The 26438-nt window shown below is 71.2% G+C and carries 26 protein-coding genes; 22 read left to right on the plus strand and 4 right to left on the minus strand.

Annotated elements, in window-relative coordinates; genetic code table 11:
- Window positions 1–33: 33 nt before the first annotated feature.
- The gene (locus tag BN1187_RS07270; protein ID WP_040160520.1) at window positions 34–768 is read right to left on the minus strand and encodes a DUF554 domain-containing protein; all 735 of its coding nucleotides are present in this window, start codon (window positions 766–768) and stop codon (window positions 34–36) included.
- Between the two features lie 19 nt (window positions 769–787).
- Here BN1187_RS07270 and hisD point away from each other — a divergent pair, with 19 nt between their 5' ends.
- From hisD to priA, 5 genes are all read left to right on the plus strand, one after another.
- Window positions 788–2101, plus strand: a complete 1314-nt coding sequence (hisD, locus tag BN1187_RS07275; RefSeq protein WP_235750630.1) for a histidinol dehydrogenase — start codon at window positions 788–790, stop codon at window positions 2099–2101.
- A complete protein-coding gene (locus tag BN1187_RS07280; protein ID WP_040160522.1) occupies window positions 2098–3189 on the plus strand; it encodes a histidinol-phosphate transaminase in 1092 nt (363 codons plus the stop codon). Before hisD ends, BN1187_RS07280 begins: the two co-directional genes overlap by 4 nt.
- Window positions 3186–3800 (plus strand): imidazoleglycerol-phosphate dehydratase HisB, encoded by a 615-nt coding sequence (hisB, locus tag BN1187_RS07285; RefSeq protein ID WP_040160524.1) that lies wholly within the window; start codon window positions 3186–3188, stop codon window positions 3798–3800. The genes BN1187_RS07280 and hisB overlap by 4 nt, the downstream gene beginning before the upstream one ends.
- Entirely contained in the window at window positions 3797–4423 is a 627-nt protein-coding gene (hisH, locus tag BN1187_RS07290) for an imidazole glycerol phosphate synthase subunit HisH (RefSeq protein WP_040160526.1), read from the plus strand. Before hisB ends, hisH begins: the two co-directional genes overlap by 4 nt.
- Before the next feature lie 156 nt (window positions 4424–4579).
- Window positions 4580–5308 carry a bifunctional 1-(5-phosphoribosyl)-5-((5-phosphoribosylamino)methylideneamino)imidazole-4-carboxamide isomerase/phosphoribosylanthranilate isomerase PriA gene (priA, locus tag BN1187_RS07295; protein ID WP_040160528.1) on the plus strand — a complete coding sequence of 243 codons (729 nt, stop codon included), beginning with the start codon at window positions 4580–4582 and terminating at the stop codon, window positions 5306–5308.
- Window positions 5309–5387: 79 nt separating this feature from the next.
- Here priA and BN1187_RS07300 read toward each other — a convergent pair whose 3' ends face one another.
- A complete protein-coding gene (locus BN1187_RS07300; RefSeq protein WP_040160530.1) occupies window positions 5388–6611 on the minus strand; it encodes a metallophosphoesterase family protein in 1224 nt (407 codons plus the stop codon).
- Between the two features lie 198 nt (window positions 6612–6809).
- Between BN1187_RS07300 and BN1187_RS07305 the strand changes: the two genes are divergently transcribed.
- The 10 genes from BN1187_RS07305 to BN1187_RS07350 all read left to right on the plus strand — a co-directional run bounded on the left by BN1187_RS07305 (window position 6810) and on the right by BN1187_RS07350 (window position 17620).
- Window positions 6810–7598 (plus strand): YebC/PmpR family DNA-binding transcriptional regulator, encoded by a 789-nt coding sequence (locus BN1187_RS07305; RefSeq protein WP_040160533.1) that lies wholly within the window; start codon window positions 6810–6812, stop codon window positions 7596–7598.
- A 35-nt stretch (window positions 7599–7633) separates the two neighbouring features.
- Entirely contained in the window at window positions 7634–8200 is a 567-nt protein-coding gene (gene ruvC, locus BN1187_RS07310) for a crossover junction endodeoxyribonuclease RuvC (RefSeq protein ID WP_040160535.1), read from the plus strand.
- Complete coding sequence (gene ruvA, locus BN1187_RS07315) at window positions 8197–8808, plus strand: Holliday junction branch migration protein RuvA (RefSeq protein ID WP_040160537.1); 612 nt, start codon at window positions 8197–8199, stop codon at window positions 8806–8808. The genes ruvC and ruvA overlap by 4 nt, the downstream gene beginning before the upstream one ends.
- A complete protein-coding gene (gene ruvB / locus BN1187_RS07320; RefSeq protein WP_040160540.1) occupies window positions 8805–9851 on the plus strand; it encodes a Holliday junction branch migration DNA helicase RuvB in 1047 nt (348 codons plus the stop codon). The genes ruvA and ruvB overlap by 4 nt, the downstream gene beginning before the upstream one ends.
- Window positions 9852–9925: 74 nt before the next feature.
- On the plus strand, window positions 9926–10507 hold the full coding sequence (gene yajC, locus BN1187_RS07325) for a preprotein translocase subunit YajC (RefSeq protein WP_082034589.1): 582 nt from the start codon (window positions 9926–9928) through the stop codon (window positions 10505–10507).
- A 110-nt stretch (window positions 10508–10617) separates the two neighbouring features.
- Complete coding sequence (gene secD / locus BN1187_RS07330) at window positions 10618–12150, plus strand: protein translocase subunit SecD (protein WP_052462736.1); 1533 nt, start codon at window positions 10618–10620, stop codon at window positions 12148–12150.
- The gene (secF, locus tag BN1187_RS07335; protein ID WP_082034590.1) at window positions 12150–13529 is read left to right on the plus strand and encodes a protein translocase subunit SecF; all 1380 of its coding nucleotides are present in this window, start codon (window positions 12150–12152) and stop codon (window positions 13527–13529) included. Before secD ends, secF begins: the two co-directional genes overlap by 1 nt.
- On the plus strand, window positions 13529–14074 hold the full coding sequence (locus BN1187_RS07340; protein WP_040160542.1) for an adenine phosphoribosyltransferase: 546 nt from the start codon (window positions 13529–13531) through the stop codon (window positions 14072–14074). The genes secF and BN1187_RS07340 overlap by 1 nt, the downstream gene beginning before the upstream one ends.
- Before the next feature lie 4 nt (window positions 14075–14078).
- On the plus strand, window positions 14079–15167 hold the full coding sequence (locus BN1187_RS07345) for a potassium channel family protein (protein WP_040160544.1): 1089 nt from the start codon (window positions 14079–14081) through the stop codon (window positions 15165–15167).
- 248 nt (window positions 15168–15415) lie between these two features.
- Complete coding sequence (locus BN1187_RS07350; RefSeq protein WP_082034720.1) at window positions 15416–17620, plus strand: RelA/SpoT family protein; 2205 nt, start codon at window positions 15416–15418, stop codon at window positions 17618–17620.
- A gap of 9 nt (window positions 17621–17629) precedes the next feature.
- Here BN1187_RS07350 and BN1187_RS07355 read toward each other — a convergent pair whose 3' ends face one another.
- Window positions 17630–18082: an HsmA family protein gene (locus BN1187_RS07355; protein ID WP_072042013.1), complete on the minus strand. Its 453-nt coding sequence runs from the start codon at window positions 18080–18082 to the stop codon at window positions 17630–17632.
- A 58-nt stretch (window positions 18083–18140) separates the two neighbouring features.
- On the opposite strand from BN1187_RS07355, the gene BN1187_RS14615 reads away from it, so the two are divergent.
- From BN1187_RS14615 to BN1187_RS07365, 3 genes are read left to right on the plus strand one after another with little or no spacing between them, the layout of a single operon-like run.
- Window positions 18141–18752, plus strand: a complete 612-nt coding sequence (locus BN1187_RS14615) for a hypothetical protein (protein ID WP_218184603.1) — start codon at window positions 18141–18143, stop codon at window positions 18750–18752.
- Window positions 18667–19326, plus strand: a complete 660-nt coding sequence (locus BN1187_RS14620) for a sensor histidine kinase (RefSeq protein WP_218184604.1) — start codon at window positions 18667–18669, stop codon at window positions 19324–19326. The genes BN1187_RS14615 and BN1187_RS14620 overlap by 86 nt, the downstream gene beginning before the upstream one ends.
- Window positions 19323–19940: a response regulator gene (locus BN1187_RS07365; protein ID WP_040160547.1), complete on the plus strand. Its 618-nt coding sequence runs from the start codon at window positions 19323–19325 to the stop codon at window positions 19938–19940. Before BN1187_RS14620 ends, BN1187_RS07365 begins: the two co-directional genes overlap by 4 nt.
- Before the next feature lie 3 nt (window positions 19941–19943).
- On the opposite strand, the gene BN1187_RS07370 is transcribed toward BN1187_RS07365, so the two are convergent.
- A complete protein-coding gene (locus BN1187_RS07370; protein WP_052462738.1) occupies window positions 19944–21188 on the minus strand; it encodes a DUF349 domain-containing protein in 1245 nt (414 codons plus the stop codon).
- Between the two features lie 39 nt (window positions 21189–21227).
- On the opposite strand from BN1187_RS07370, the gene BN1187_RS07375 reads away from it, so the two are divergent.
- The 4 genes from BN1187_RS07375 to BN1187_RS07390 all read left to right on the plus strand — a co-directional run bounded on the left by BN1187_RS07375 (window position 21228) and on the right by BN1187_RS07390 (window position 26428).
- Entirely contained in the window at window positions 21228–21920 is a 693-nt protein-coding gene (locus tag BN1187_RS07375) for an MBL fold metallo-hydrolase (RefSeq protein WP_235750632.1), read from the plus strand.
- A gap of 2 nt (window positions 21921–21922) precedes the next feature.
- Window positions 21923–23254, plus strand: coding sequence for a histidine--tRNA ligase (gene hisS / locus BN1187_RS07380; protein ID WP_040160551.1), 1332 nt, complete (start codon window positions 21923–21925; stop codon window positions 23252–23254).
- A 149-nt stretch (window positions 23255–23403) separates the two neighbouring features.
- Window positions 23404–25275 (plus strand): aspartate--tRNA ligase, encoded by a 1872-nt coding sequence (gene aspS / locus BN1187_RS07385; protein ID WP_052462477.1) that lies wholly within the window; start codon window positions 23404–23406, stop codon window positions 25273–25275.
- Between the two features lie 187 nt (window positions 25276–25462).
- Entirely contained in the window at window positions 25463–26428 is a 966-nt protein-coding gene (locus BN1187_RS07390; protein ID WP_040160554.1) for a hypothetical protein, read from the plus strand.
- Window positions 26429–26438 lie beyond the last annotated feature (10 nt).

Below are 26438 nucleotides of genomic sequence, written 5' to 3' on the forward strand. Positions count from 1 at the left end.
GAGGGGGTTGCGGTCCACGCGCGACGGGGTCCGTTAGAGCAGGGCGGCCACACCCCAGGTGGCGAGCGGGGCCAGCAGCAGGGCGGGCAGCAGGTTCCCGACGGCGATCTGCTTCAGGTTCAGCAGCCGCAGCGCCAGCCCCAACAGCATGACGCCGCCGGTGGCGGTCAGGGCGTCGATCTGGGCCGCGCTCAGAAAGTCCCCGAGTACGAACCCCAGCAGCGTGAGCGCGCCCTGAATGATCCCGACCGCGACGGCCGAGAACAACACGCCGATTCCCAGACTCGACGCGAACGCGATGGCCGCGAACCCGTCCATCACCGACTTCACCAGCAGTTGGTCGGCGCCGCGACCCAGGCCGTCCGACAGCGAGCCGAGGATCGTGAGCGGGCCGACGCAGAACAGCAGGGTCGGGGTGACCACGGCGTCCACGAAGCGGGCGTCCTGGCCTCCGGACACGAAGCGGCGCTGGACGAACTCGGCCAAGCCCTCGATGCGCTGCTCCAGCCGCAGCGCGGTGCCGAGAATCGCGCCCACGAGCAGCGACCCGAGCACGATCAGCATGCCGGCCCCGCCGACCTCGGCGCGCAGGGCCTCGGTGCCCATCGCGGCGGCGCTGCCGAACCCGAGCACCACCGTGATGAGCCCGAGGACGTCGGTGACGATGTCGCGCGCGTGCTGGGGAATGCGGTTGCCGAGCAGGACACCGAGCAGGGCCCCCGCCGCGACGGTGACCACGTTCGTGACCGTGCCGAGTCCGATGAACATGCGCCCATACAATCACCCTGTGCTCTTGAGAACGATCGATGTCCGTGGCCGCCAGCTCGACTACCGCCGGGTGATCCCCCGCGCCGACTTCGACGTCGACCACGCCGTCGACGTCGTCGCGCCGATCTGCCACGCCGTCGCCGAACGCGGCGAGGACGCCCTGCGCGAGTTCGCCGAGCGCTTCGACGGCGTCGTCCCCGAGAACCTGCGCGTGCCCGCGGACGTGCTGCGCCGCTGCGCCGACGAGCTCGACCCGACCGTCCGCGCCGCGTTCGAGGAGTCGATCCGTCGCCGGCGCGCGGTCGCCGTCATCGAGAAGCGGCCCGAGCTCAACCGCGTCGAGGTGGCGCCGGGGGCGTTCGTCGAGCAGCGCATCATCCCGGTCGCGCGCGTCGGCCTCTACGTTCCGGGCGGCCTCGCCCCACTGGCCAGCTCGGTGGTGATGAACGTGATCCCGGCGCAGGTCGCCGGGGTCGGGTCGCTCGCGGTGGCGTCCCCGCCGCAGAAGGACTTCGGCGGCCTGCCGCATCCGAACATCCTCGGCCTGTGCCACCTGCTCGGCGTCGACGAGGTGTACGCCGTCGGTGGCGCGCAGGCGATCGCGATGTTCGCCTACGGCGTCGAGGGGTTGTGCGAGCCCGTCGACATGGTCACCGGCCCCGGCAACATCTACGTGGTCGGAGCCAAGCGGCACCTGCGCGGGGTCGTGGGCATCGACTCCGAGGCCGGACCCACCGAGATCGCGATCCTCGCCGACGACAGCGCGAACCCCGAGTTCGTCGCCGCCGACCTGCTGAGCCAGGCAGAACACGACCCGATGGCCGGCTCGGTGCTCGTCACCGACAGCTCCCAGCTCGCCGAGGCCGTGGACGCCGCACTCGCGCGTCGCGTCGCCGAGACGAAACACGCCGACCGCGTCCGCACCGCGCTCACCGGCAACCAGTCCGGGATCGTCCTCGTCGACGATGTCGAGCAGGGCATCGCGGTCGTGGACGCCTACGCCGCCGAGCACCTCGAGATCCAGACCCGCAACGCCTACGAGGTCGCCCAGCGCATCACCAACGCGGGGGCGATCTTCGTCGGCTCATACGCGCCGGTCTCGCTCGGCGACTACTCGGCCGGCTCGACGCATGTCCTGCCCACCGCCGGCGCGGCGCGCTACTCGTCGGGGCTGAACGTGTCGAGCTTCTACAAGGCCGTCCACGTCATCAACTACTCCGAGTCCGCGCTGCTCGACCTGGCGTCCACGGTCGAGACGTTCGCCCTGGCCGAGGACCTGCCCGGGCACGCCGCCGCCGTCACCGTCCGCCGTCCCCGGGGTGAGGCCCGATGAGGCCCAACCCGAGCCTGGCCGACCTGCCGCTGCGCCCGGAGCTGGTGGGGGAGGAGCCCTACGGCGCCCCGCAGCTCGACGTCCCGGTCTGCCTGAACGTCAACGAGAACCCCTACCCGCCGACCACCGAGATCCGCCGGGCGATGGCCGACGCGGTCATGGACGTCACCACCCGCGTCAACCGCTATCCCGATCGCGAGGCGACCAACCTGCGCTGGGCGCTCGCCCACTACCTGGGCCACGGCCTGACGATCGACAACACCTGGGCGGCCAACGGCTCCAACGAGGTGATGACCCACCTGCTCGGTGCGTTCGGCGGCCCCGGACGCCGCGCGCTCACCTTCACCCCGACCTACTCGATGTACCCCGAGTACGCGCGCAACACGCACACCGACTACATCACCGTGCCGCGCCGCGACGACTTCGGTCTCGACGGGCGCCTCGTGCTCGACGCGATCGACGAGCACCGTCCCGACGTCGTCATCATCACGACGCCGAACAACCCCACGGGCACGTCCACGAGCCTGGACGTCTTCGAGGAGATCCTCGCGGGCACGGACGCGATCGTCGTCGCCGACGAGGCCTATCAGGAGTTCGCCGCGCACCCCGAGGACACTGCGCTGCGGCTGCTGTCCCGCTACGGCAACCTCGTCGTGAGCCGCACGATGAGCAAGGCGTTCGCCCTGGCCGGCGGACGCGTGGGCTACTTCGCGGCGGCCCCCGCGATCGTGGACGCCTGCCGCATCGTCCGGCTGCCCTACCACCTCTCGGCGCAGACCCAGGCGCTCGCCGAGGTGGCGCTCGCGCACGCCGACGAGATGCTCGCCAAGGTCGACCTGCTGCGCGAGACCCGCGACGAGATGCTGACGAGGCTGCCCGCGATGGGGTTCGAGATCGTCCCCTCGGACGCGAACTTCGTCCTCGTCGGACGCTTCGCCGACCGGCACGCGGTCTGGCAGCAGCTGCTCGACCGGGGCGTTCTCGTCCGCGAGACCGGTCCGGCGGGGTTCCTGCGGGTGAGCGCCGGCACCCAGCCCGAGATGGAAGCCTTCTACCGCGCGCTCGCGCAGATCGAGGACGCCCGATGACCGACCGCACCGCCCGACTGCACCGCGAGACGTCCGAGTCGACGATCACCGTCGAGGTCAACGTCGACGGCACCGGACGCAGCCAGATCAGCACCGGCGTCGGCTTCTACGACCACATGCTGACCGCGCTGTCCAAGCACTCGCTCATCGACCTCACCGTCGAGGCGAGCGGCGACGTCCACATCGACGGCCACCACGTCGTCGAGGACACCGCGATCGTCCTCGGCCAGGCGCTCGCCCAGGCCCTCGGCGACAAGGCGGGCATCCGCCGCTACGGCGACGCCACGGTCCCGCTGGACGAGGCGCTGGCCCGGTGCGTGGTCGACCTCGCGGGGCGCCCCTACGTCGTGTGCTCCGGCGAGCCGGACGCGCAGGTCTACGCGCGCATCGGCGGATCCGGGGTGCCCTACCAGGGCTCGATGACGTACCACGTCGTCGAGTCGTTCGCGATGAACGCCGGGATCTGCGTCCACCTGAGCTTGCTCGCCGGTCGCGACCCGCACCACATCGTCGAGGCGCAGTTCAAGGCGCTCGCCCGCGCGCTGCGCGCCGCCGTCGAGCCCGACCCGCGCATCGAGGGCCTCGTCCCGTCGACGAAGGGCTCCCTGTGACGGCGCGGGTCGTCATCCTCGACTACGGCTCCGGGAACCTGCACTCGGCGACCCGGGCCTTGGAGGCGACCGGCAGCGACGTGCTGCTCACCTCCGACCTCGCCGCTGCGGACGAGGCGGACGGCCTCGTGGTCCCGGGCGTCGGCGCCTTCGCCGCCTGCATGGCGGGGCTGACCGCCGCCGGCGGGCCCGAGCTCATCCTCGGACGCCTGCGCCGCGGCGCCCCGGTGCTCGGCATCTGTGTCGGCCACCAGGTGATGTTCGACCGAGGCGTCGAGCACGGCGCGGAGGCGAGGGGGCTGGGCGTGCTGCCCGGGACCGTCGAACGGCTGACAAGCGACCGGCTGCCGCACATGGGCTGGAACACCGTCGACGCGGCCGACTCGTCGGCCCTGTTCGCCGGCATCGAAACCGAGCGGTTCTATTTCGTGCACAGCTACGGCGTCCACGACCGGGCCGACTGGCCCGACGGCGCGCGGCTCACCTGGGCCGAGCACGGCGGCGACCGCTTCGTCGCTGGCGCGGAGTACGGCGCGCTGTCCGGCGTCCAGTTCCACCCGGAGAAGTCCGCGGACGCCGGTGCGCGGCTGCTGCGCAACTGGGTCGCGACGCTGCCGCGCTGAGCGTCGCTGCCGCGACCGGACGCCCACCGCAACCCCGGCGTCGTGCTCGCCGGCGCCCGTCGCCGCGGATCGGCCACCTCCCGGCGGCCCGCAGCGTCGACGAGCGAGCCGCTAGCCTGACGGGCAGACCACAACCGCACTGTTCAAGGAGAATCCGTGTCCGACAAGCTCACGCTGCTGCCCGCCGTCGACGTCCAGGGCGGTCAGGCCGTCCAGCTCGTCCGGGGCGAGGCGGGCACCGAGAAGACGTTCGGCGACCCGCTGGCCGCCGCTCGGCGCTGGCAGGACGCGGGCGCCGAATGGCTGCACCTGGTGGATCTGGACGCGGCGTTCGGACGCGGCTCCAACGCCGAGCTCCTCGCCGAGATCATCTCCACGCTCGATCTCAAGGTGGAGCTGTCCGGCGGCATTCGCGACGACGCGACCCTCGATCGCGCCCTGGGCACCGGCTGCCGACGCGTCAACATCGGCACCGCCGCGCTGGAGAACCCCGCGTGGTGCGAGCGCATCATCGGCGAGCACGGCGACCGCATCGGGATCGCGATCGACGTCAAGGGGACCCAGCTCGCCGCCCGCGGCTGGGTGCGCGAGGGCGGCGATTGGGCCGAGGCCATCGACCGGCTGTCGGACGCGGGCTGTCGCACGTTCGTCGTCACCGACGTGCAGTCCGACGGCATGCTGACGGGCCCGAACCTGGAGTTGCTGCGCGCCGTCGCCGAGCGCACGGACGCCGAGGTGATCGCGTCCGGCGGCATCGCCCGCCTCGACGACCTGACCGCCCTGCGCGGGCTCGTCCCCACCGGCGTCACCGGCGCGATCATCGGCACCGCGCTCTATGTGGGCAACTTCTCCCTGCCCCAGGCACTGGACGCGGCGGGTCGCTGACCAGGCTCGCCGCCCGGACGCGTGAGGCGTCCGGGCCGCGGTGGGTCACAAGGCGACGAGGGCGTCGCGAGCGCGTGGGTCAGCGGACGCCGCGCGGGAAGGGGAGCGGCGCCGGGATGCGCTGGTTGCCCGCGGTGATGTCGATGCCGAGGTCCTTGGCGTAGACGGGGTAGGTGCGGTCGAGTTCGGCCAGCCCGTTCGACCCCATCTGCAGCTTGAACACGCGGCCGCCTCGCAGGCGGTGGTTCTGCGCGCCGCCAAGGCCGTAGGCGCCGAAGCCGCTGCCGGGGCCATAACCCAGCTGGATGCCGTAGTAGTTGCCCCAGTAGGTGTTGATGTGGTCGTGACCGACGGACACCGAGCGGGTCTCGCCGCGCTTGAGCAGCGCGTTGAACATGCCGGAGTTGAACGGCCCGGGGCACTCGTCCTCGTTGCGCTCACCGGTGATGCCGTGCTTGGCGACGGCCCGCTGGTGCGCGGCGGCGGAGCGGTCGTCCACGCTGGAGAACCACATGAAGCGGTGCTCCCACAGGGCGATGTGGAAGAACATCGACGACGGGACGACGCGGCGGTTGTCCTGCTCGAGCTCCTGGGAGAGGCGGTAGTACCAGTCGACCTGGTCCATGCGCAGCCAGTCCCAGTCGGGGTAGCCCTCGAAGTCCTGGCCGGCGATCTTCTCGGGGGCGTAGCGCCCGGAGTCGAGCAGCCAGATGCCGTAGGCGCTGCGGCGTCCGCGCGGGGCGAGGATCGGCAGGTACATGTTGCCGGTGCCGGTGATGCCGCGGGCGCCGTCGACGTTCACGTTGTGGCGGTACTGGCGGTAGAAGGCGAGCATGGCGGCCTCGTCGATGCCCGACTTCGGCGTGGAGTCCTCGTCGTGGTTGCCGAAGGTGGCCAGCCACGGCGTGCCGGTGGCCTCGACGGTGGCGGCGACGTTGTTCATCGCCTGCTTGTGCTCCAGCGCGGTGGCCGGGGTGCCGTTGATGTTGTCGCCCACGAGGATGACGAGGTCGGGCCGCTCGGTGCGCACCGCCTTCGTGATCAGCTCCAGGGTGCGCTTGTCGGTGAGCTGGGTGTCCTGGGTGTCGTTGAACTGCAGGATCGTGAAGCTGCCGTCGTTGCGGAACCGCAGGGACGTGCGGGCGACGCCGCCGCGCTTCGCCACGGGCCGGCGGTCGCCCTGCGCGTTGTCCGCCTGAGCGGTCTGGGGGAAGCCGAGCGCACCGGCACCGGCGGCCAGGCCCACGGCGCCGGTGGCGCCCAGAAGGCGGCGGCGGTTCAGGGAGGGGGTGTTGTCGGACACAGATACTCCTATCGAGGGGGAGGGACGCGTCCGCGCCCGCGTCGTGGCGGGGCGGCCGCGGGTGTCTATGAAGGAGACACCCTCACCCCATCAGCGCCCGGTGACCGGCGCGGGACGCCGCGGTGACGGGCGGCCGAACACGCTTTGACCGATTCGACTAGAGTTGCCGCGGCAAACATCGACTCTAGAAGGACACAGATGAGCGGTCACTCCAAGTGGGCCACCACGAAGCACAAGAAGGCGGCGATCGACGCCAAGCGCGGCAAGCTCTTCGCCAACCTCATCAAGAAGATCGAGGTGGCCGCCCGGGTGGGCGGTGGTGACCCCGGTGGAAACCCGACGCTGTACGACGCCATCCAGAAGGCGAAGAAGAACTCGGTCCCCAACGACAACATCGATCGCGCGGTCAAGCGCGGCTCCGGTGCGGGCTCGGACGCGGTCTCCTACGACGAGATCACCTACGAGGCCTACGGCCCCGGCGGCGTGGCGATCCTGATCAACTGCCTCACCGACAACCGCAACCGCTCGGCGTCCGACATCAAGGTCGCGATCACCCGCCACGGTGGCACGGTCGCCGACATGGGCTCGGTCGCGCGCGTGTTCGACCGCAAGGGCGTCGTCGAGGTGAAGAAGGTGCAGCAGCCCGAGGAGAAGAAGGCCGCGCCGCGCACCATCACCGAGGACGACCTGCTCGAGGCCACCATCGAGGCGGACGCCGAGGAGATCAACGACGGCGACGACGTGTTCGAGATCATCTCCGAGGTGAGCGACATGGTCGAGGTGCGCAAGGCCGTCCAGGCCGCGGGCATCGACTACGAGTCGGCCGACCTGAAGTTCATCCCGCAGTTCACCCAGCCGATCGAGTCCAAGGAGCAGGCCGAGAAGCTGTTCAAGCTGCTCGACGCGATCGAGGACGTCGAGGACGTCGAGGCCGTCTACTCGAACGAGGACGTGCCGGACGAAATGCTCGCTGCGCTCGACGCCTGAGGTTAGTATCCGAACGTCTGTTCGGAGGAGGGCGTATGCGTGTGCTCGGGATCGATCCCGGCCTGACCCGCTGCGGTATCGGCGTGGTCGAGGGGACGACCGGGCGCCCGCCGGCGCTGGTGATGGCCGACGTCGTCCGCACGGACGCCGCCGCCGACACCGGGCAGCGGCTCGCCGACCTGGAGCGGGCGCTCGTGCAGTACCTGGCCGAGTACCGCCCCGACGCGATGGCGATCGAGCGGGTCTTCGCCCGCCGCGACGTCTCGACGATCATCGGGACGGCGCAGGCGTCCGGGGTCGCGCTGCTGGTCGGTACGCGGGCCGGGCTCTCGGTCGTCCAGCACACCCCCAGCGAGGTGAAGGCCGCGATCACGGGCTCCGGCCGGGCCGACAAGGCGCAGGTCGGACAGATGGTGATGCGCGTGCTGAAGCTGGACGCCCCGCCCCGGCCCGCCGACGCGGCGGACGCGGTGGCGCTCGCGGTCTGCCACCTGTGGCGCGCGCCGATCCAGAACCGCATCGCCGAGGCGCAACGCCGCATGGAGCTGGCCGAAGGGGTCGCCCGGGCGCGCGCCCGCGCGGCCGAGAGGAGACGCGGGTGATCTCGCAACTGACCGGAACCGTCGTCGCGGTGAGCGCGACCGCCGTGGTGGTGGACGTCGGCGGCGTCGGCTTCCGCGCGCTGTGCACGCCCGCGGTGGCGTCCGCCGTGCGGCTGGGGAAGACGTCGACCGTGCACACCTCGATGGTGATCCGCGACGAGGTGCCCGCGCTGTTCGCGTTCGCCGACGCCGACGAGCGCGACGCGTTCGACCTCGTCCGCAGCGCCACGGGCATCGGTCCGAAGATCGCCCAGGCGGTCGTCTCCGTGCTGCCGCCCGCCGAGCTGCGCGCGGCCATCGCGGCCGAGAACGTCGCGGCGCTGACCCGCGTCCCGGGCATCGGACCCAAGGGCGCCCGCCGGCTCGTCATCGAGCTGAAAGACAAGGTCAACACCCTGGCCGCCGTCACCGCCGAGGGTGCCGGCCCGGTGGCCGCCGCGCCGGCCTACGACTGGCGCGACCAGGTGCGCGGCGGCCTGGAGTCGCTCGGCTGGTCGGCCCGGGACGCCGAGGCGGCCTGCGAACGCGTCGAGCCGCTGGCGGCGGAGCATCCCGAGTACGGCGTCGGCGAGCTGATGAAGGCCGCGCTGCGGGGCCTGGCCAAATGAGCCGGCTCGAGTCTGATCCGCTCGACCCGCACGTGCACGGCGACGAGAGCGCGGCCGAGTCGGCGCTGCGGCCGCCGACGCTGGCGGAGTTCCGGGGTCAAGAACGCGTCGCCGAGCAACTCGGCCTCGTGCTGGCCGCAGCCCAGCAGCGCGCCCGCGTGCCCGACCACATCCTGCTGTCCGGTCCTCCCGGGCTGGGCAAGACGACGTTGGCCATGATCATCGCCAGCGAGCTCGGCTCGCCGCTGCGCATCTCGTCGGGGCCCGCCATCCAGCACGCCGGCGACCTCGCCGCGATCTTGTCGGGGCTGAGCGAGGGCGAGGTGTTCTTCCTCGACGAGATCCACCGCATGAGCCGGCCCGCCGAGGAGATGCTCTACCTCGCCATGGAGGACTTCCGCGTCGACGTCGTCGTCGGCAAGGGGCCCGGGGCGACCGCGATCCCGCTGGAGATCCCGCCGTTCGTCCTGGTCGGCGCCACCACCCGCGCCGGCCTGCTGCCCGGTCCGCTGCGCGACCGCTTCGGCTTCACGGGCCAGCTCGACTACTACGACACCGAGCCGCTCGTCGGCATCGTCCTGCGCAGCGCCGCCCTGCTCGACATCCGGCTGGACGACGACAGCGCCCGGGTCATCGCGTCCCGCTCCCGGGGCACGCCGCGCATCGCCAACCGGCTGCTGCGCCGGGTGCGCGACTTCGCGCTGGTCCGCTCGTCCGGACGCATCACCCCCGCGGTGGCCGCTGGCGCGCTGGAGCTCTACGAGGTGGACGAGCTGGGCTTCGACCGGCTCGACCGGGCCGTGCTCGAGTCGATCTGCGTCCGGTTCGGCGGTGGCCCGGTCGGGCTGTCGACGCTGGCCATGAGCGTGGGGGAGGAGACCGAGACCGTCGAGGAGGTCGCCGAGCCGTTCCTCATCCGGCAGGGCTTCGTCATGCGGACGCCGCGCGGGCGCATCGCCACCCCGCGGGCCTGGACGCATCTGGGCTTGCAGGCGCCGCAACAGGCCGAGGGTCCGGACCTGTTCACGGACGGCGACGCCTAGGCGGTAGTCTGACCGGGCACGGGCCCGCGTGGCCCGACTGACCTGACTTCTCGTTCGAGGGATTGCCGAAACCCATGGGTGACAATAATTTCTGGTCGTTGCTGCTGACGTTCGCCGTCGTGCTGGGCGCCATGTACCTGCTGATGATCCGTCCGCAGCAGAAGCGCCTCAAGCAACAGCAGCAGACGGTGAGCGCGCTGGAGCCCGGCGCCCGCATCATGACCACCGCCGGCGTCTACGCCACCATCGTCCACATGGGTGACCGCCAGGCGATCGTCGAGATCGCCCCCGGCGTCGAGATGACCATCGCCAAGCAGGCCATCGGCCGCGTCGTCTCCTCCGACGACGAAGACTTCGAGTACACCGACGAGCCGGACGCCCCCGCGGACCCGGCCGTCGCGGGTGGTGCCGCCGGCGTCGCGGGCGACCAACTGTCCGACGGCTACGCCTCCTCTTACGACAACGTGCCCCCGGCCGCCGACAACGTCGCGCCGTCCGACCCGGCGTTCGAGCAGGGCGCGGTCGTCGACGGCGACGCCACGGACGAGCCTCGCACCGGCTTCGAGCGCCCGGCGGAACCCGGCCACGTCGACGTGGAGCGCCCCGAGGGCAGCCACCGTGTCGACGGCACCGACGACGATCGTCCTCGGGGGTAACGGCATTGGCCGGGAGCACGAACACGCACAGCAGGCGCCCGGCGGTGCGCACCCACCCGGTGCGCTCGCTGGTCATCTTTCTTCTCTGCACGGCGGCGCTGTTCGTCGTCATGGCCGCCACCAACGCCTGGACGCCCAAGCTGGGCCTCGACCTGCGCGGCGGCACCACGATCACGCTGACCGCCCGTAACTCCACGGGCCAGGGCGGCGTCGACCAGGCCAGCCTCGAGCAGGCCCGCACGATCATCCAGCAGCGCGTCGACTCCATGGGCGTCGGCGAGTCGGAGGTCACCACCGTCGGCGGCAACCAGATCACGGTGTCGGTGCCGAACGTGGCCCCCGACCAGCTCCGCGAGATGGTCGGCCAGACGGCCCAGCTGTACTTCCGTCCCGTCTACCAGATGCAGCAGGCGACGCCGGCGCCGCAGCCAGCCGAACCGTCGGCGTCCCCCAGCGCGAACCGGCGCCCGGCCCCGGGTCTGCCGACGCCGGCGCCCTCGCCGCGTCCGACCGCCCCCGCGGCCAAGCAGCCCACGGTCGCCGAGGCGATGGCCTGGCAGCCCACCCAGCGCGACCTGGCCGACTTCGCCGCCTATCAGTGCGGCGAGCCGTTCCCCGACGTCACCGACCAGCCGCTGATCACCTGCGACCGGGAGCGCACGGCCAAATACCTGCTCGGCCCGGTGATCGTCCGTGGCGACCAGCTGACCGACGCCCAAGCCGGCATCCTCAGCGGCGGCGTCTCCTGGACCGTGAGCCTCCAGTTCAACGGCGAGGGCGCGGCGAAGTTCGAGGAGGCGACGCGTATGCTGTCGCAGCCAGACCGCCAGGAGCCGCAGAACCAGTTCGCCATCGTGCTCGACTCCGACGTCATCTCGGCGCCACGGGTCAACGAGGCGATCGCCGGCGGCCGGGCGCAGATCACCGGCGACTTCAACCAGGCCAGCGCGACCGATCTGGCCAACGTGCTGAAGTACGGCGCTCTGCCGTTGAGCTTTGAGCTCTCCGAGTCGGCGAACGTGTCCCCGACGCTGGGTGGCGAGCAGCTGCGCGCCGGCTTGATCGGCGGCGCCGTCGGCCTGGCGCTCGTGGCGCTGTACGCGATCGCGTACTACCAGGGCCTGTCGATCGTCATCATCGCCTCGCTGGCACTGTGCGGGCTGATCACGTACGCCCTGCTGGTGCTGCTCGGGCAAAGCATGGGGCTGGCGCTGAACCTGCCCGGCATCGCCGGCGCGATCCTGGCGATCGGCGTCACCGCCGACTCGTTCATCATCTACTTCGAACGTATCCGGGACGAGGTGCGCGACGGCCGCTCCCTGTCCACCGCTATCGAGACCGGCTGGATCGGCTCCCGTAAGACGATCCTGGTCGCGGACGCGGTCTCGCTGCTCTCGGCGCTGGTGCTGTTCATCCTGGCGATCGGATCGGTGAAGGGCTTCGCCTTCACGCTGGGCCTGACGACGGTGGTCGACATCCTCATCGTCTTCTTCTTCACCAAACCGCTCGTGACGCTGCTCGGCCGGACGAAGTTCTTCGGCGAGGGACGCAGGTTCTCGGGCTTCGAGGCAGACCACCTGGGCGCCGAACAGCGTGGACGCCGCACGCGCCGCTTGTCCGCCACCACCGCGAAGGAGGCCTGATGCCCCGCACCGACGACGATCGCCCCGACATCGACGCGACGACGAACGACGCGGCGGCCGACCAGACCGGCGGCGTCCTCGACGAGGCGCCGGAGGCCGGCGAGGAGCAGCGCTCCGCGGCGCCCGGCGACGACACCACGGCCGTGGTGGGCGAGGACGGCCGACCCGAGAAGGCCGCGCGGCGCCAAAGCATCGCGCACCGGCTCTACACGGGCGACGTCTCCTACGACTTCGTCGGCCACCGCAAGAGGTGGTACCTCTTCTCGGGCGTCATCTTGGTGATCTGCCTGCTGTTCGTGCTGTTCCGCGGGCTGAACCTGTCGATCGACTTCCGCGGCGGCACGGAGTTCGCCGTGCCGACGACGGTGACGGCCACGAGCGTCGACGAGTACATCGACGTGGTGCAGTCCTTGCCGCTGCCCGACAACGGCAACGTCAAGGCCAACGCGATCGGCACCAACGAGATCCGCGTCCAGACCCGCGCGCTGAACGCCCAAGAGGAGACCACGGTGCGCAACGCGCTGGCGACGCACGCCGGCGTCCCGGCCGACCAGGTGACCAACAACCTGATCGGCGCCTCCTGGGGCAAGCAGATCACCGAGAGCGGCATCTTGGCGCTGGTGATCTTCCTGGCGCTGGTGTCGGTGTTGATCTGGGTCTACTTCCGCAACGGCAAGATGGCCATCGCGGCGATCGTCGCGCTGGTGCACGACCTGCTCGTCACCGTGGGCGTCTACGCGATCCTGCAGTTCACGTTCAGCCCCGCCAGCCTCATCGGCATGCTCACGATCCTCGGCTACTCCCTGTACGACACGGTGGTGGTCTTCGACAAGGTCCGGGAGAACACCGCCGACATCACGCACCAGCGGAGGACGTATTCGCAGGCCGCCAACGCGGCGGTCAACCAGGTGCTCGTCCGGTCGATCAACACCACGATCATCGGCGTGCTGCCAGTGGCCGCGATCCTGTTCGCCGGCGTGTTCATCCTCGGCACCGGCCCGCTGAAGGACCTGGGCCTGGCCCTGTTCGTCGGCATGATCGCCGGCGCCTACTCGTCGATCTTCATCGCGACGCCGCTGCTCACCGACATGAAGGAGCGCGAGCCGGCGCTGCGTGAGCACGCGGCCCGCCTGCGCCGTCGTTCGTCGCGCCAGCCCGTCGCCGCGGGCGCGAACGCCGGTGCGGCCGCCGGCGGCGGGGCCACGGCCTCGCGCCGCGTCGTCGCCACGGGGTCCGCCGAGCCGGTCGATCCGGATACGATCGGGATGGTCTCAGCCGAGGAGGTGCGGAGCCGCTCGCAGGAGCGTCCCGCCCGGCCCGCGACGTCGGCGCAACGGCAGCAGCCGCAGCGCAGCCCGCGCAGCGAGAGGAAGAAGTGATGAGCGACGAGTTCACGCCCAACCAGCGGCTCATCAACGACCTGATCCACGACGTCCCCGACTGGCCCAAGCCGGGCGTCGTGTTCAAGGACATCACGCCGCTGCTGGCGAAGCCGCAGGGCCTGCGCACGGCGATCAACGAGCTGGTCGCGCTGGCGCCGGCCCCGATCGACCTTGTGGTCGGCATGGAGGCCCGCGGGTTCATCTTCGCCGCCCCGGTCGCGCTGCGCCTAGGCGCGGGGTTCGTCCCCGTCCGTAAGCCTGGCAAGCTTCCCGGCGAGGTCATCACCGAGCAGTTCACGCTGGAGTACGGGCAGGAGTCGCTGAGCATGCAGGTGGACGCCCTCTGGCCGGGCGCCCGCGTCATGATCATCGACGACATCCTCGCCACCGGCGGCACGATGGCCGCGACCGCGGCCCTGGTGAAGCGGGGCGGCGCGGAACTCGTCCACGTCGCCGTGCTCATGGAACTCGGCTTCCTGGACGGCCGTCAGACCATCGCCGACGCGGGCATCGACTCGTTCTCCGCCGTCGTCACGGTCTGACCCGATGGAGTCGGGGCAGCCGTCGCATGACGGGTCACGCTGGACGGACTACCGCGCGATGGTGCGGCTGCCCGTCCGCACCAGGTCGCCGTTCACCGAGATCCTTCTGCGGGGCCTGCTCGCGCTCGGGATCCTGGCGCTGATCACCCTCATCGTCTACCTCGACCGGGACAGCTACGCCGACAACACGAACGGCGACGGCGTCAGCCTGATCGACGCCTTCTACTACGCGACGGTCACCGTCACCACGACCGGCTACGGCGACATCACGCCGGTGGCCGACCACGCGAGGCTGCTCAACGCGTTCCTCGTGACGCCGCTGCGCATCGCGTTCGTCGTGTTGTTGGTCGGCACGACGCTCGAGGTGCTGGCGAACGAGGGCCGCCGGGCCCTCAACGACGCCCGATGGAGGAAGAGGATGCGCAACCACACCGTGCTGCTGGGCTTCGGGACGATGGGGCGCAGCGCCCTGAAGACCCTGCTGCGCCAGGGCGTCGACAAGGAACAGATCGTCGTTCTCGACAACGACGGCGGAGCCATCGCCGCCGCGAACCGCTTCGGGCTGGCGGCCTTCCAGGGCAACGCGACGTCGCGGGAACTGCTCCGCCGCGCCGAGGTCTCCAAGGCGCGCGAGGTCATCATCACCGTCAACCGCGACGACACAGCGATCCTGGCCACCCTCACGGTGCGCCAGCTGAGCCCCGGCGCGCACATCGTCGTCGCGGTGCGCGAGTCGCCCAACGTCGCGCTGCTGCGCCAGTCCGGCGCCAGCGCGGTCGTCACCTCGTCGGACGCCGTCGGACGTCTCGTCGGGCTGTCGGCGGTGCGTCCCGAGCTCGGCTCGATGATGGACGACATGCTCTCCTACGGCGACGGTCTGGAGGTCGCCCAGCGCGACCTCGAGCGCGATGAGATCGGGATCACGCCCGCCGATATCGAGGGCGAGCGGGTCATCGGCGTGGTCCGCAACCAGATCCTGCGCCGCTTCTACGACCCCACCGTCGAGAAGCTGCAGGGCGGTGATCAGCTGATCGTCGTCCGGGCCGCGACGCCGCAGGGGAAGGCGACCAAGCTGCCCGACGACGAGGGCTGAACGAGCGGGCGCGTCCGACCGCGCGAACCTCCCGGTCGCGGCCGGCGGAGTCCTGCCGGGCCTCCTGCGTGGGAGTGCTGGTTCGCTTGGGCGGGTGTGCCTAAACTCGTCCCACCAGGAAGGAGACCGTCGTGAGTGATCGCGCGCAGCGTCCCGGCGGGGTGACGCCGACGACCGTGTCCGCTCCTGCGCCCGCGGGGGATCCCGACGGTGGCGAGCGCATCGCCAGTGAGCAGCCGCGCATCCGCATGAGGCAGGTGCTCGCCCGGCTCGGGGCGCCCCGGAACAATCAGGGCTCGCAGCTCGAGCCGTTGTACAACGCGATGCGCGCCCACCACCCGAAGATCGACACCGCCCTCATCGAGCGCGCCTACAAGACCGCCGAGCACTACCACACCGGGCAGACCCGCAAGAGCGGCGACCCCTACATCACCCACCCGCTCGCGGTCGCGACGATCCTGGCGGGCCTCGGCATGACCGAGCCGACGCTGTGCGCGGCGCTGCTGCACGACACCGTCGAGGACACCTCGTACGCGCTCGAGCAGCTCCGCACCGACTTCGGCGACGAGATCGCGGGCATGGTCGACGGCGTCACCAAGCTCGACAAGATGGTCTACGGCGAGTCCGCGAAGGCCGAGACGATCCGCAAGATGGTCATCGCGATGAGCCGCGACATCCGCGTGTTGGTGATCAAGCTGGCTGACCGGCTGCACAACATGCGCACGATCCACTTCCTGCGGCCCGACAAGCAGAACCGCATCGCCAAGGACACCCTCGAGATCTACGCGCCGCTGGCGCACCGCCTGGGCATGAACGCGATCAAGTGGGAGCTGGAGGACCTGTCGTTCTCGGTGCTCGAGCCCAAGGTCTACAACGAGATCGTCAAGCTGGTCGCGCAGCGGGCGCCGATGCGTGAGGAGTACCTCCACACCGTCCTCGAGCAGGTGCGGGCCGACCTCGCCGAGGCGAAGATCGACGCGACCGTCTACGGCCGTCCGAAGCACTACTACTCGATCTACCAGAAGATGATGGTCCGCGGCCGCGACTTCTACGAGATCTACGACCTCGTGGGGCTGCGCGTGCTCGTCAACGACAAGCGGGACTGCTACGACGTGCTGGGCGTGATCCACGCGCGCTGGCGTCCGCTGCCGGGACGGTTCAAGGACTACATCGCCATGCCGAAGTTCAACCTCTACCAGTCGCTGCACACCACGGTGCTCGGGCCGGGCGGCAAGCCGGTGGAGCTGCAGATCCGCACCCACGAGATGCACCGGCAGGCCGAGTACGGCGTCGCGGCGCACTGGCGGTACAAGGAGGGCAAGGCCGACGGCAGCGAGATCAACTGGGTGCAGTCGATCTCCGACTGGCAGCAGGAGACGGCTGATTCGGGCGAGTTCCTCGACACGTTCCGCGACGAGATCGTCAAGAACGAGGTGTTCGTCTTCAGCCCCAAGGGCGATGTCATCTCGCTGCCGCAGGGCTCGACCCCGGTCGACTTCGCCTACGCCATCCACACCGAGGTGGGCCACCGCTGCATCGGCGCCCGCGCCAACGGACGTCTCGTCCCGCTGGATTCCACGCTCGACATGGGCATGGTCGTCGACATCATCACCTCCAAGTCCGACAACGCGGGCCCGAGCCGAGACTGGCTGAGCTTCGTCAAGACGCCGCGGGCGCGGTCGAAGATCCGGCAGTACTTCACCCGTGAGCGGCGCGACGAGTCGATCGAGCACGGCAAGGAGTTGCTGGCCCGGCAGCTGCGGCGGCACAACCTCTCGGTGCAACGGCTCATCACCCCCGAGGCGCTGGCCGGGTTGGCCCAGCAGTTCCATGTCGCCGACGCGAACGCCTTGCTGGCGAACGTCGGCGAGGGCGTCACGGGCGCCCAGGCGGTCGTGTCCGCGCTCATCACCACGATGGGCGGCGAGGAGGCGGTGGCGGACGCGTCCGTCGCGGACGTCCCGCTCATCACGCGGACGCCGCGGCGTTCGTCCTCGACGAACAACTCCGGGGTCATGGTGGACGGCGATCCGGACACGTGGGCGAAGCTGGCGCGCTGCTGCATGCCGGTACCGGGCGACGAGATCTTGGGGTTCGTGACCCGCGGGGACGGCGTCTCGGTGCACCGCGTCGACTGCCCGAACGTGGCGGCGCTGCGGCGCACCCCCGAGCGGCTCGTGCCCGTGCAGTGGGCGCCCAGCGCAGACGCCGCGTTCCTGGTGGCCATCCAGGTGGAAGGGATCGACAGGGCGGGCCTGCTGTCCGACGTCACGCGGGTGCTGTCGGATATGCACATGAACATCTTGTCGGCGTCCGCTCAGGCGGGGCGGGGCCGGGTCTCGACGATCCGGATGACCTTCGAGACGCCCGACCCGCGGCACCTGTCCGGGGTGATCGACGCGGTCAAACGGGTCAGCGGCGTCTACGAGGTCAGCCGGGTGCATTCCGGGTAGCGGTGCCGGTCACGCCATCGAGCTGGCCATGCCGGTGAAGTAGGGCACCAGCCACAGCGCCCAGACGAGGGTGGAGAAGCGGTGGAAGCGCAGGCGCTCGCGCGCGGAGCCGCGCCGCCAGGTCCAGACGGCCCAGGCTAGGTGGGCCGCCATCAGCACGAGCGCGATCGCGCCCGTGACCTGCATGACCTGGGAGAGCACCCCCGCGACGCCGGCCTTTGCGCCGCCGGAACGGGCGATGACGCCCATCACGCCGGTGCCGGAGGCGTCCAGAACGAGGCCGGTGGCGAACAGGGCGACGTGGCCGGCGCGCAGGGTGCCGGCGCGGTGCTCGGCCCAGACGCCGGCGGTGTAGGCGACGAGCGCGCCGGTGATCAGAACGATGGCGAGAATCAGCATGTCGTCGACGCTACGAAGCGGACGCCGCTGGCAGATCGCCCGGGGGATGGAGCCGTCATCCATCGAACGGTTGATCCCGCGGGACTGTGCGCCGACCGCCGCCGGGGCTACGGTGAACGCGATGTCTTCGGCAGTCTCCTCGGCGACCCGCGCTGTCCAGATCGGCCAGCACGTGCTGTTCGCCGTCCTCGTGCTGGTCGGGACGGTGCAGACCGCCGCGGACGGCCGGCTGTCCGCCTGGGTCGTGGTCACGCTGGCGTTCTTCGTGGCCTGGTACCTGGTCGGCGTCCGCTGGGCGCGCGGCGCGGCGTCCCCGGCGGCGGGCCGCGCCTGGTACGCGGTGCTCACCCTGCTGTGGGCGCTGCTCGTCGGGCTGTCGCCGGCCCTCGGGTGGCTGATGTTCCCGCTGTCGCTGCTGGCGATGCACCTGCTGCCGTTCGTCGGCGGCATCGTGATCGTCGTCGTGCTCACGACGCTGTCGATCGTGGCGCTGGCGCCCACGGCGTCCGAGCCGGTCGGGGCGATCGTCGGCCCGGTGCTGGGGGCGCTCGTGGCGGTCGGGGTGGCGCTGGGCTACCGCCGGGTGCTCGACGAGAGTCGCGCGCGGCCGGCTGGTGGAGGAGCTGACCCGGACACAGGCCGATCTGGTGGCCGTCCAGGAGGAATTGGCCGTCGCCCAGCGCGAGGCCGGCGCGCTGGCGGAACGTGGCCGCCTCGCCCGCGACATCCATGACACGCTGGCCCAGGGCTATTCGTCGATCGTCCTGCTCGCCCGGGCGGCCCGGGCCAGCGGAGGGTCGCCGTCCGACGATGTGCTGCGCCGCATCGAGCAGACCGCCTCCGACAACCTGGCCGAGGCGCGGGCGGTCGTGCACGCGCTGCGTCCCGAGGCCCTCGCGGATGCGCCGCTGCCGGACGCGGTACGGCGGCTGCTGAACAGGCTCGCCGAGCACACCGGCATCGAGACCCGGCTGGACGTCGTGGGCGACCCCCGGCTGTCGTCGACCCGGCTCGACGTCGAGGTGCTGCGCCTGGTGCAGGGCGCGTTGGCCAATGTGCGGACGCACGCGGAGGCGTCCACGGTGGCGGTCTCGCTGTCCTACGAGCCCGACGGGCTGCTCGTCGACGTCGTGGACGACGGCGTCGGCTTCGACCCGGCCGCTGCGACGCCCGCGGCGGCGGACGGCGGTTTCGGACTGCGCGCCATGCGCGACCGGCTGGACGCGCTCGGCGGCACGCTCTCGGTGGAGTCGGCCCCCGGCGAGGGCACGGCGATCGGGGCGTCCCTGCCCTGGGAACGCCCGTGACCCGCGTCGTCGTGGTCGACGACCACCCCGTCGTCCGGGCCGGGCTCGTGGCACTGCTGTCGGCCAGCGGGGTCGAGGTCGCGGGGCAGGCGTCCGGGAAGGCCGACGCGCTGGCCGTCGTGGGCCGCGAACGCCCCGACGTCGTCCTGATGGATCTTCAGCTCGGCGACGACGACGGCGCCGACGTGATCTGGGAGCTGCGGCGTCGCGACCCGGCCGTCCGGGCGCTCGTGCTGACGACCTTCGACACGGACGCCGACATCGTCGCCGCCGTCGAGGCCGGTGCGATGGGCTACCTGCTCAAGGACGCCGACCCGGCGACCCTGGTGGCGGGGGTGGAGTCGGCCGCCAAGGGCCGGCCGGTCTACGCGCCGAGCGTCGCCGGACGGCTGGCCGCCCGCATCGGCGGCGAGCCCGGCACCTCGCTCACCGAGCGCGAGCGGGACGTCGTCGCGCTGCTCGCCGTCGGGATGACGAACCGGCAGATCGCGAAGCGGCTCTTCCTGTCGGAGGCGACGGTCAAGACCCACCTCGTCCACGTCTTCGACAAGCTCGGCGTCGACAACCGGACGGCCGCGGTCGCCGCCGCCCGGGCTCGCGGGCTGCTGCGCTGAGCGTCAGCGGGTGAAGTCGGCCAGCGTCGCCTGCGCCTGGTCGAGCCAGGTCTGATAGGTGGCGATGGAGTCCTGCGCCTTCTTCACGGCCTGCTGGTCGCCGCGTGCCTCGGCCTTGGCGACCTTCTCGGTGAGGCGCTGGATCTCGGTCGAGAGCATGTTCACCGTCTCCTGGGCGCGCTGGCGCGCCTCGGGGTCGGTGCGCTTCCACTCGTCGTCCTCGGCCTTCTTGACGGCCTGCTCGAGCGCGCGGACGCGGTTGTCGAGCCCGCGGATCGCGTCGCGCGGCACCTTGCCCAACTGGTTGTACTGCTCGAGGAACTGCCGGTAGGCGGCGCGGGACTTCTCCAGGTCGGTGACGGGGACGACCGTCGCCTCGGCCTCGGCGAGCAGCTTCTCCTTCGCCTCGAGGTTGCCGCGGAACTCGGCGTCCTGTTCCGACTGCGCGGCGGACCGCGCGTTGAAGAACTGGTCCTGCAGGCCGCGGAACTCCGACCACAGCTTGTCGTCGACGTCGCGCGGGGCGGGACCGGCCGCCTTCCAGCGCGCCATCAGGTCGCGGAACGCCCCCGACGTCGGCCCCCACTCGGTGGATTCGACCAGCGGGCGGGCCTCCTCGATGATGGCTTCCTTGACGCGCTTGGCCGTGTCGCGCTGCGCGGACTGCTCGGCGAACTGAGCCTTGCGGCGACGGGTGTAGGTGGTGCGGGCCGACGAGAACCGGCGCCACAGCGCGTCGTCGGTCGCCCGGTCGATGCGCGGCAGCGCCTTCCACTGATCGAGCAGCGCGCGGAACCGGTTGACGCCGCCGCGCCAGTCGTTGCCCTCGGCGAGCTTCTCGGCCTCGGCGACCATGCCCTCCTTGGCCTGTCGGGTCTCCTCGTGCTGCTTGGCCCGCTCCGCTTTGCGGGCCGCCGACTGCTCGCTGAGCAGCGGCGCCAGGTTGTCCAGGCGCGCGGCGAGCGCGGCCAGATCGCCCACGGCGTTCGCGCCGGCCACGGACGTGCGGGCCGTGTTGATCGACTTGCGTGCTTCCTCCGGGGACAGTGCGCCCGAGCGGACGCGCTGCTCCAGCAGCGACACCTCCAACTCCAAAGCCTCGAAGCGTCTGACGTAGAACTGCAGGGCTTCGTCGGCGGAGACGTCGGGGATCTGACCGACCATGCGCTCGTCGTCGCCCTCGCGCACGAAGACGGTGCCGTCCTCGGCGACGCGACCGAAGCTGGCCGGACCTGTGGAGTCAGTCATGGCGCCCATCTTGCCCTAAGGCGGGGGATCGTGTGACGCGTGCTCGGCGATAAGCTGGACGACGTGCTTGTTGCGTCCTTCCTCGCCGGCGCCCTCCAGGCGAACTGCTACCTGGTCGGCGCCGACGGTCGCGACGACGCGGTCGTCATCGACCCGGGGGAGGGCGCCGCTGACGGCGTCGCCACCCTCGCCGCGGAGCACGGCCGCCGCGTCGTGGGCGTTCTGCTGACGCACGGCCACGTGGATCACGTGGCGGCCGCCGCCGACGTGGCGGACGCCTCCGGCGTCCCCTGTTGGCTGCACGAGGCCGACCGCGAGCTACTGGACGACCCGGCGGCCGGCGACCCGATGATGCAGCAGCTCGTCGACGCGATGGGCGTCGACGTGCGACCGCCGCGCCGCCTCGAGCTGCTGGGCGGCGGCGAGACGATCGACGTCGCCGGGCTCAGCTTCCACGTCGTGCACGCGCCGGGGCACCGTCCGGGCTGCGTGCTGTTCCGCCTCGGCGGCGGTGAGGGCGAACTCATCTTCAGCGGCGACGTCGTCTTCGCCGGCTCCATCGGCCGCACCGACCTGCCCGGCGGCGACCCCGCCGCGATGCTGGCGACGCTGAAGGACGTCGTCCTCCCGCTGCCGGACGCCGCCGCCGTGCTGCCCGGGCACGGCCCGGCGACCACCGTGGCACACGAGCGCGCCACCAACCCGTCCCTGCAACCGTCGTTCCTGAGGTGACCATGAGACCCAAGCCGCTGTCCGGATTCCCTGAGTTCCTGCCCCAGGGCAGGATCGTCGAGCAGGCCGTCCTGGACTCGCTGCGTCACACGTTCGAGTTGCACGGCTTCGCCTCCGTCGAGACGCGCGCCGTCGAGACGATGGAGGCGCTGACGCGCAAGGGCGACATCACCAAGGAGGTCTACGTCGTCCGCCGGCTGCACGCCGAGGAGGGCGACAAGGGCGACGACCTCGGCCTGCACTTCGACCTGACGGTGCCGTTCGCCCGCTACGTCGTGGAGAACGCCGGGCACCTCGCGTTCCCGTTCCGTCGGTACCAGATCCAGAAGGTGTGGCGGGGCGAGCGCCCGCAGGAGGGTCGCTACCGCGAGTTCCTGCAGGCCGACATCGACGTCGTCGGCGACGGCTCGCTGGCCGACCACCACGACGCCGAGGTGCTGCTCGTCATGGTCGAGGCGCTCGGACGCCTCGGCGCCCTCGGCGTGCCCAAGGTCACGTTCCACATCAACAACCGGCTCCTCGCCGAGGGCTTCTACCGCGGGCTGGGCATCGAGGACCACCTCGCCGTGCTGCAGCGGGTCGACAAGCTCGACAAGATCGGCCCGGACGCCGTGCGCGCCCTGCTGGTCGACGAGCTGGGCCTGAGCGGCGACGCCGCCGACAAGTGCCTGGCCCTCGCCACCATCCAGAGCGGTGACGAGTCGTTCGTCGAGCAGGTGCGCGCCCTGGGCGTCCAGCACGAGCTGCTCGACCAGGGGCTGGCGGCGCTGGCGTCCGTCGTGCGGACCGTGAACGCCGCGGCCACGGGCTCCGTCGTCGCCGACCTGCGGATCGCCCGGGGGCTGGACTACTACACCGGCACGGTCTACGAGTCGGTGCTGGAGGGCCACGAGAACCTGGGGTCGATCTGCTCGGGTGGCCGCTACGACGCGCTCGCCTCCGACGGCAAGCGCACCTTCCCGGGCGTGGGCATCTCGGTGGGCGTGACCCGCATCCTCGGGGTGCTGATCGGACGCGGCGAGCTGGTGGCGTCCCGCTCGGTGCCGACCTGCGTGCTGGTGGCCGTCGACAACGAGGACGCCCGCGACGCGGCCGTGGCGACCGCGCAGCGACTGCGCGCCCGCGGCATCCCGACCGAGGTGGCCCCGAAGGCGGACAAGTTCGGCAAGCAGATCCGCTACGCCGACCGCCGCGGCATCCCGTACGTGTGGTTCAGCGACGGCTCGGTGAAGGACATCCGGTCGGGCGAGCAGGTGCCGGCCGACGCGTCCGCATGGACGCCCCCGGCGGACGACCTGCGCCCGCACGTGGGGCGCCCAGACCCCCGGGGCTGACCGGAAGCCGGACGTGGCTCTGAGCATGGCGTCCCCGGACGGCCGATCCGGGGCCGCAAGGCGACCGCGCTTCGTCCGCAGCGGAGCCAGCCCTTAGACTCGTCCCCACGCGCTCCGCACCGTCGATGCGGGGGCAAGAAAGGAATCACATGCTGCGCACGCACAAGGCGGGCGAACTCCGCGCCGAGAACGTCGGCCAGACCGTCACGCTGACCGGCTGGGTCGCGAAGCGACGCGACCACGGCGGTGTCGCCTTCATCGATCTCCGGGACGCCTCCGGCATCTGCCAGGTGGTCGTCCGCGACGAGTACCTCGCCTCCGCCGGCATCCACGACCTGCGCAACGAGTTCTGCATCAAGGTCACCGGGGTCGTCGACGCCCGGACGCCGGAGAACGTCAACCCGAACCTGCCGACCGGCGAGGTCGAGGTCGCGATCCGCGAGCTCGAGGTGCTCAACCCGGCCGCGCCGCTGCCGTTCCAGATCGACGAGCGCTCCGGTGTCGGCGAGGACGCGCGCCTGAAGTACCGCTACTTGGACCTGCGGCGTCCGCGCCAGCACGACGCCCTCGTGCTGCGCTCGAAGGTCACCCACGCGATCCGCAACGTGATGGACCGCAACGACTTCTATGACATCGAGACCCCGACGCTCACGCGCTCCACGCCCGAGGGGGCGCGCGACTTCCTGGTGCCTGCGCGCCTGCACCCCGGCAAGTGGTACGCCCTGCCGCAGAGCCCCCAGCTGTTCAAGCAGCTGCTCATGGTGGGCGGCATGGAGCGCTACTACCAGATCGCCCGCTGCTACCGCGACGAGGATTTCCGCGCAGACCGCCAGCCCGAGTTCACCCAGCTCGACATCGAGATGAGCTTCGTCGACCAGGACGACGTGATCGCGCTGGCCGAGGAGGTCATGGCCGAGTGCTGGAAGCTCATCGGCGTCGAGATGCCGCGCCCGCTGCCGCGCATGTCGTGGCACGACGCCATGGACGACTACGGCTCCGACAAGCCCGACCTGCGCTTCGACCTGTTGATCCGGGAGCTGACCGAGTACTTCTCCGACACCCCGTTCCGGGTGTTCCAGAACCCGTACGTCGGCTCGGTCGTCATGCCGGGCGGAGCCTCCCTGCCGCGCCGGCAGTTCGACGCGTGGCAGGAGTGGGCCAAGCAGCGCGGTGCGAAGGGCCTGGCCTACGTGACGGTCGGCGAGGACGGCACGCTGGGCGGGCCGGTCGCCAAGAACATCTCGGACGCCGAGCGCGAGGGCCTGGCCGCCGCGGCCGGTGCGAACCCGGGTGACGCGATCTTCTTCGCCGCGGGTGCCCGCGAGCCGTCCCAGGAGCTCCTGGGCGCGGCCCGTCTGGAGATCGGCCGGCGCTGCGAGCTGATCGACGAGAACGCCTGGTCGTTCCTCTGGGTGGTGGACGCCCCCATGTTCAAGTCGTCCGCGGACGCCGTGGCGTCCGGCGACGTCGCGGTCGGTGCGGGCAAGTGGACGGCCGTCCACCACGCCTTCACCTCGCCCAAGCCCGAATCCTTGGAGACGTTCGACACCGATCCCGGCTCGGCGCTGTCGTACGGCTACGACTTCGTCTGCAACGGCAACGAGGTGGGCGGCGGCTCGATCCGTATCCACCGCCGCGACGTGCAGGAGCGCGTCTTCAACGTGATGGGCCTCTCCGAGGAGGAGGCGCAGGAGAAGTTCGGCTTCCTGCTCGACGCCTTCAGCTTCGGCGCCCCGCCGCACGGTGGCATCGCCTTCGGCCTCGACCGCCTGGTGATGTTGCTCGGGGGCTTCGACACCATCCGCGACGTCATCGCGTTCCCGAAGTCGGGCGGTGGGTTCGACCCGCTGACCGAGGCACCCACCGCCATCACCCCGCAGCAGCGGAAGGAGGCAGGCGTCGACTTCAAGCCCGCCCCGAAGGTCGAGAAGGGTGACCAGGCCGCCATGGCCGAGTCCGCGGCTGCCGAACGCGAGGCGGCGGGGACCATCGAGGACGCGGAGGCGCCGGGACGTTCCTGAGCGTCGATGCGGCGCCGTCGTGCGCGTCCTGGGGGATCGAGTGTTCGGGCTCGGTCCCCCCTTGGTCGCCCCCGGCGGCCCGATGCTCGGTCGATCGCGGTGCATCCGGGGCACGAAAGAGGCACTTACAGAATGTACTGACCGGTCAGTATCGGGCTATGCTTGCTCTGAGTGAAAGGGGTTCGCCATGAGGGTGCGTGAGACCGCTGCGGCGGCAGTTCTGGGGCTGGCTCTGGTCGCCGGACTGCCCGCCCTCGCCCAAGCCGACGGGGGGCTCAGCGTGTCGGTGGCCCAGCCGTCCTCACCTGACGCCAAAGCCCGGGTCACCCTCTCGACCAGCCTGGACCTTCCCGTCGAGGTCGACTTCTCGACCCCCGGGGGGACGACCGGCAGTCTCGTCGTCACGAAGGCTGCGCCCCGGACGATCTCGATTCCCGTGGTGCGCTGCTCGACACCCGTCCTCACGATCAGCGGGCGCGAGGTGTCCGGGGCGGAGGGCGCCGCGAGCGGGGGCCGTACGTTCCGGGTGACCAAACAGCTGCAGGGCTTCTGCCAGAGCGAGGTTTCCCCGTCGGCGAGTCGTCCCCCGCTGTCGCGCCCCACGGTCACCGCGTCCGGCACGGTGACGGCTCGGGGTCAGCTCGAGCTGCCCGGGCGTGACGTCAACGTCCAGTTGCCGGGGCGTGATGTGAACGTGCAGTGGCCGGGGCGTGATGTGAACGTGGAGTTGCCGGGGCGTGATGTGAATGTGGAGTTGCCGGGGCGTGATGTGAACGTGGAGTTGCCCGGGCGTGACGTCAGTGTTCAGCTGCCCCGCGCCGACGTCAGTGTTCAGTTGCCCCGCCACACGGTCGAGCTGCCCGAGCCCCGGGTGACCGTCACGCGTGCCGGGGTGGCGCCCGCCGCCCGGGCCGCTGGGAACGAGACCCAGCAGCTGGACACCCGCACGACGGACCCCTCCAGCACCGCGACCGAGGAGCCCGCCTCCCCGAGCGCGTCGTCCAGCGCGACGCCCGTGCCACCGCGGGAGGACGCCTCCGACGGGACGCGTTCGAGCCTGCCTCTCTGGGCCTGGGTGGGCGTGTTCCTGACCCTGGCCGCCGCGGGCACCGTGGTGTTCGGGGGGTCTCGGCCCCCGCGGGCGCGCGCCTGACATGGGAGGG

The organism is Nigerium massiliense (genome assembly GCF_000826085.1).
GTDB lineage: Bacteria > Actinomycetota > Actinomycetes > Propionibacteriales > Propionibacteriaceae > Propioniciclava > Propioniciclava massiliense.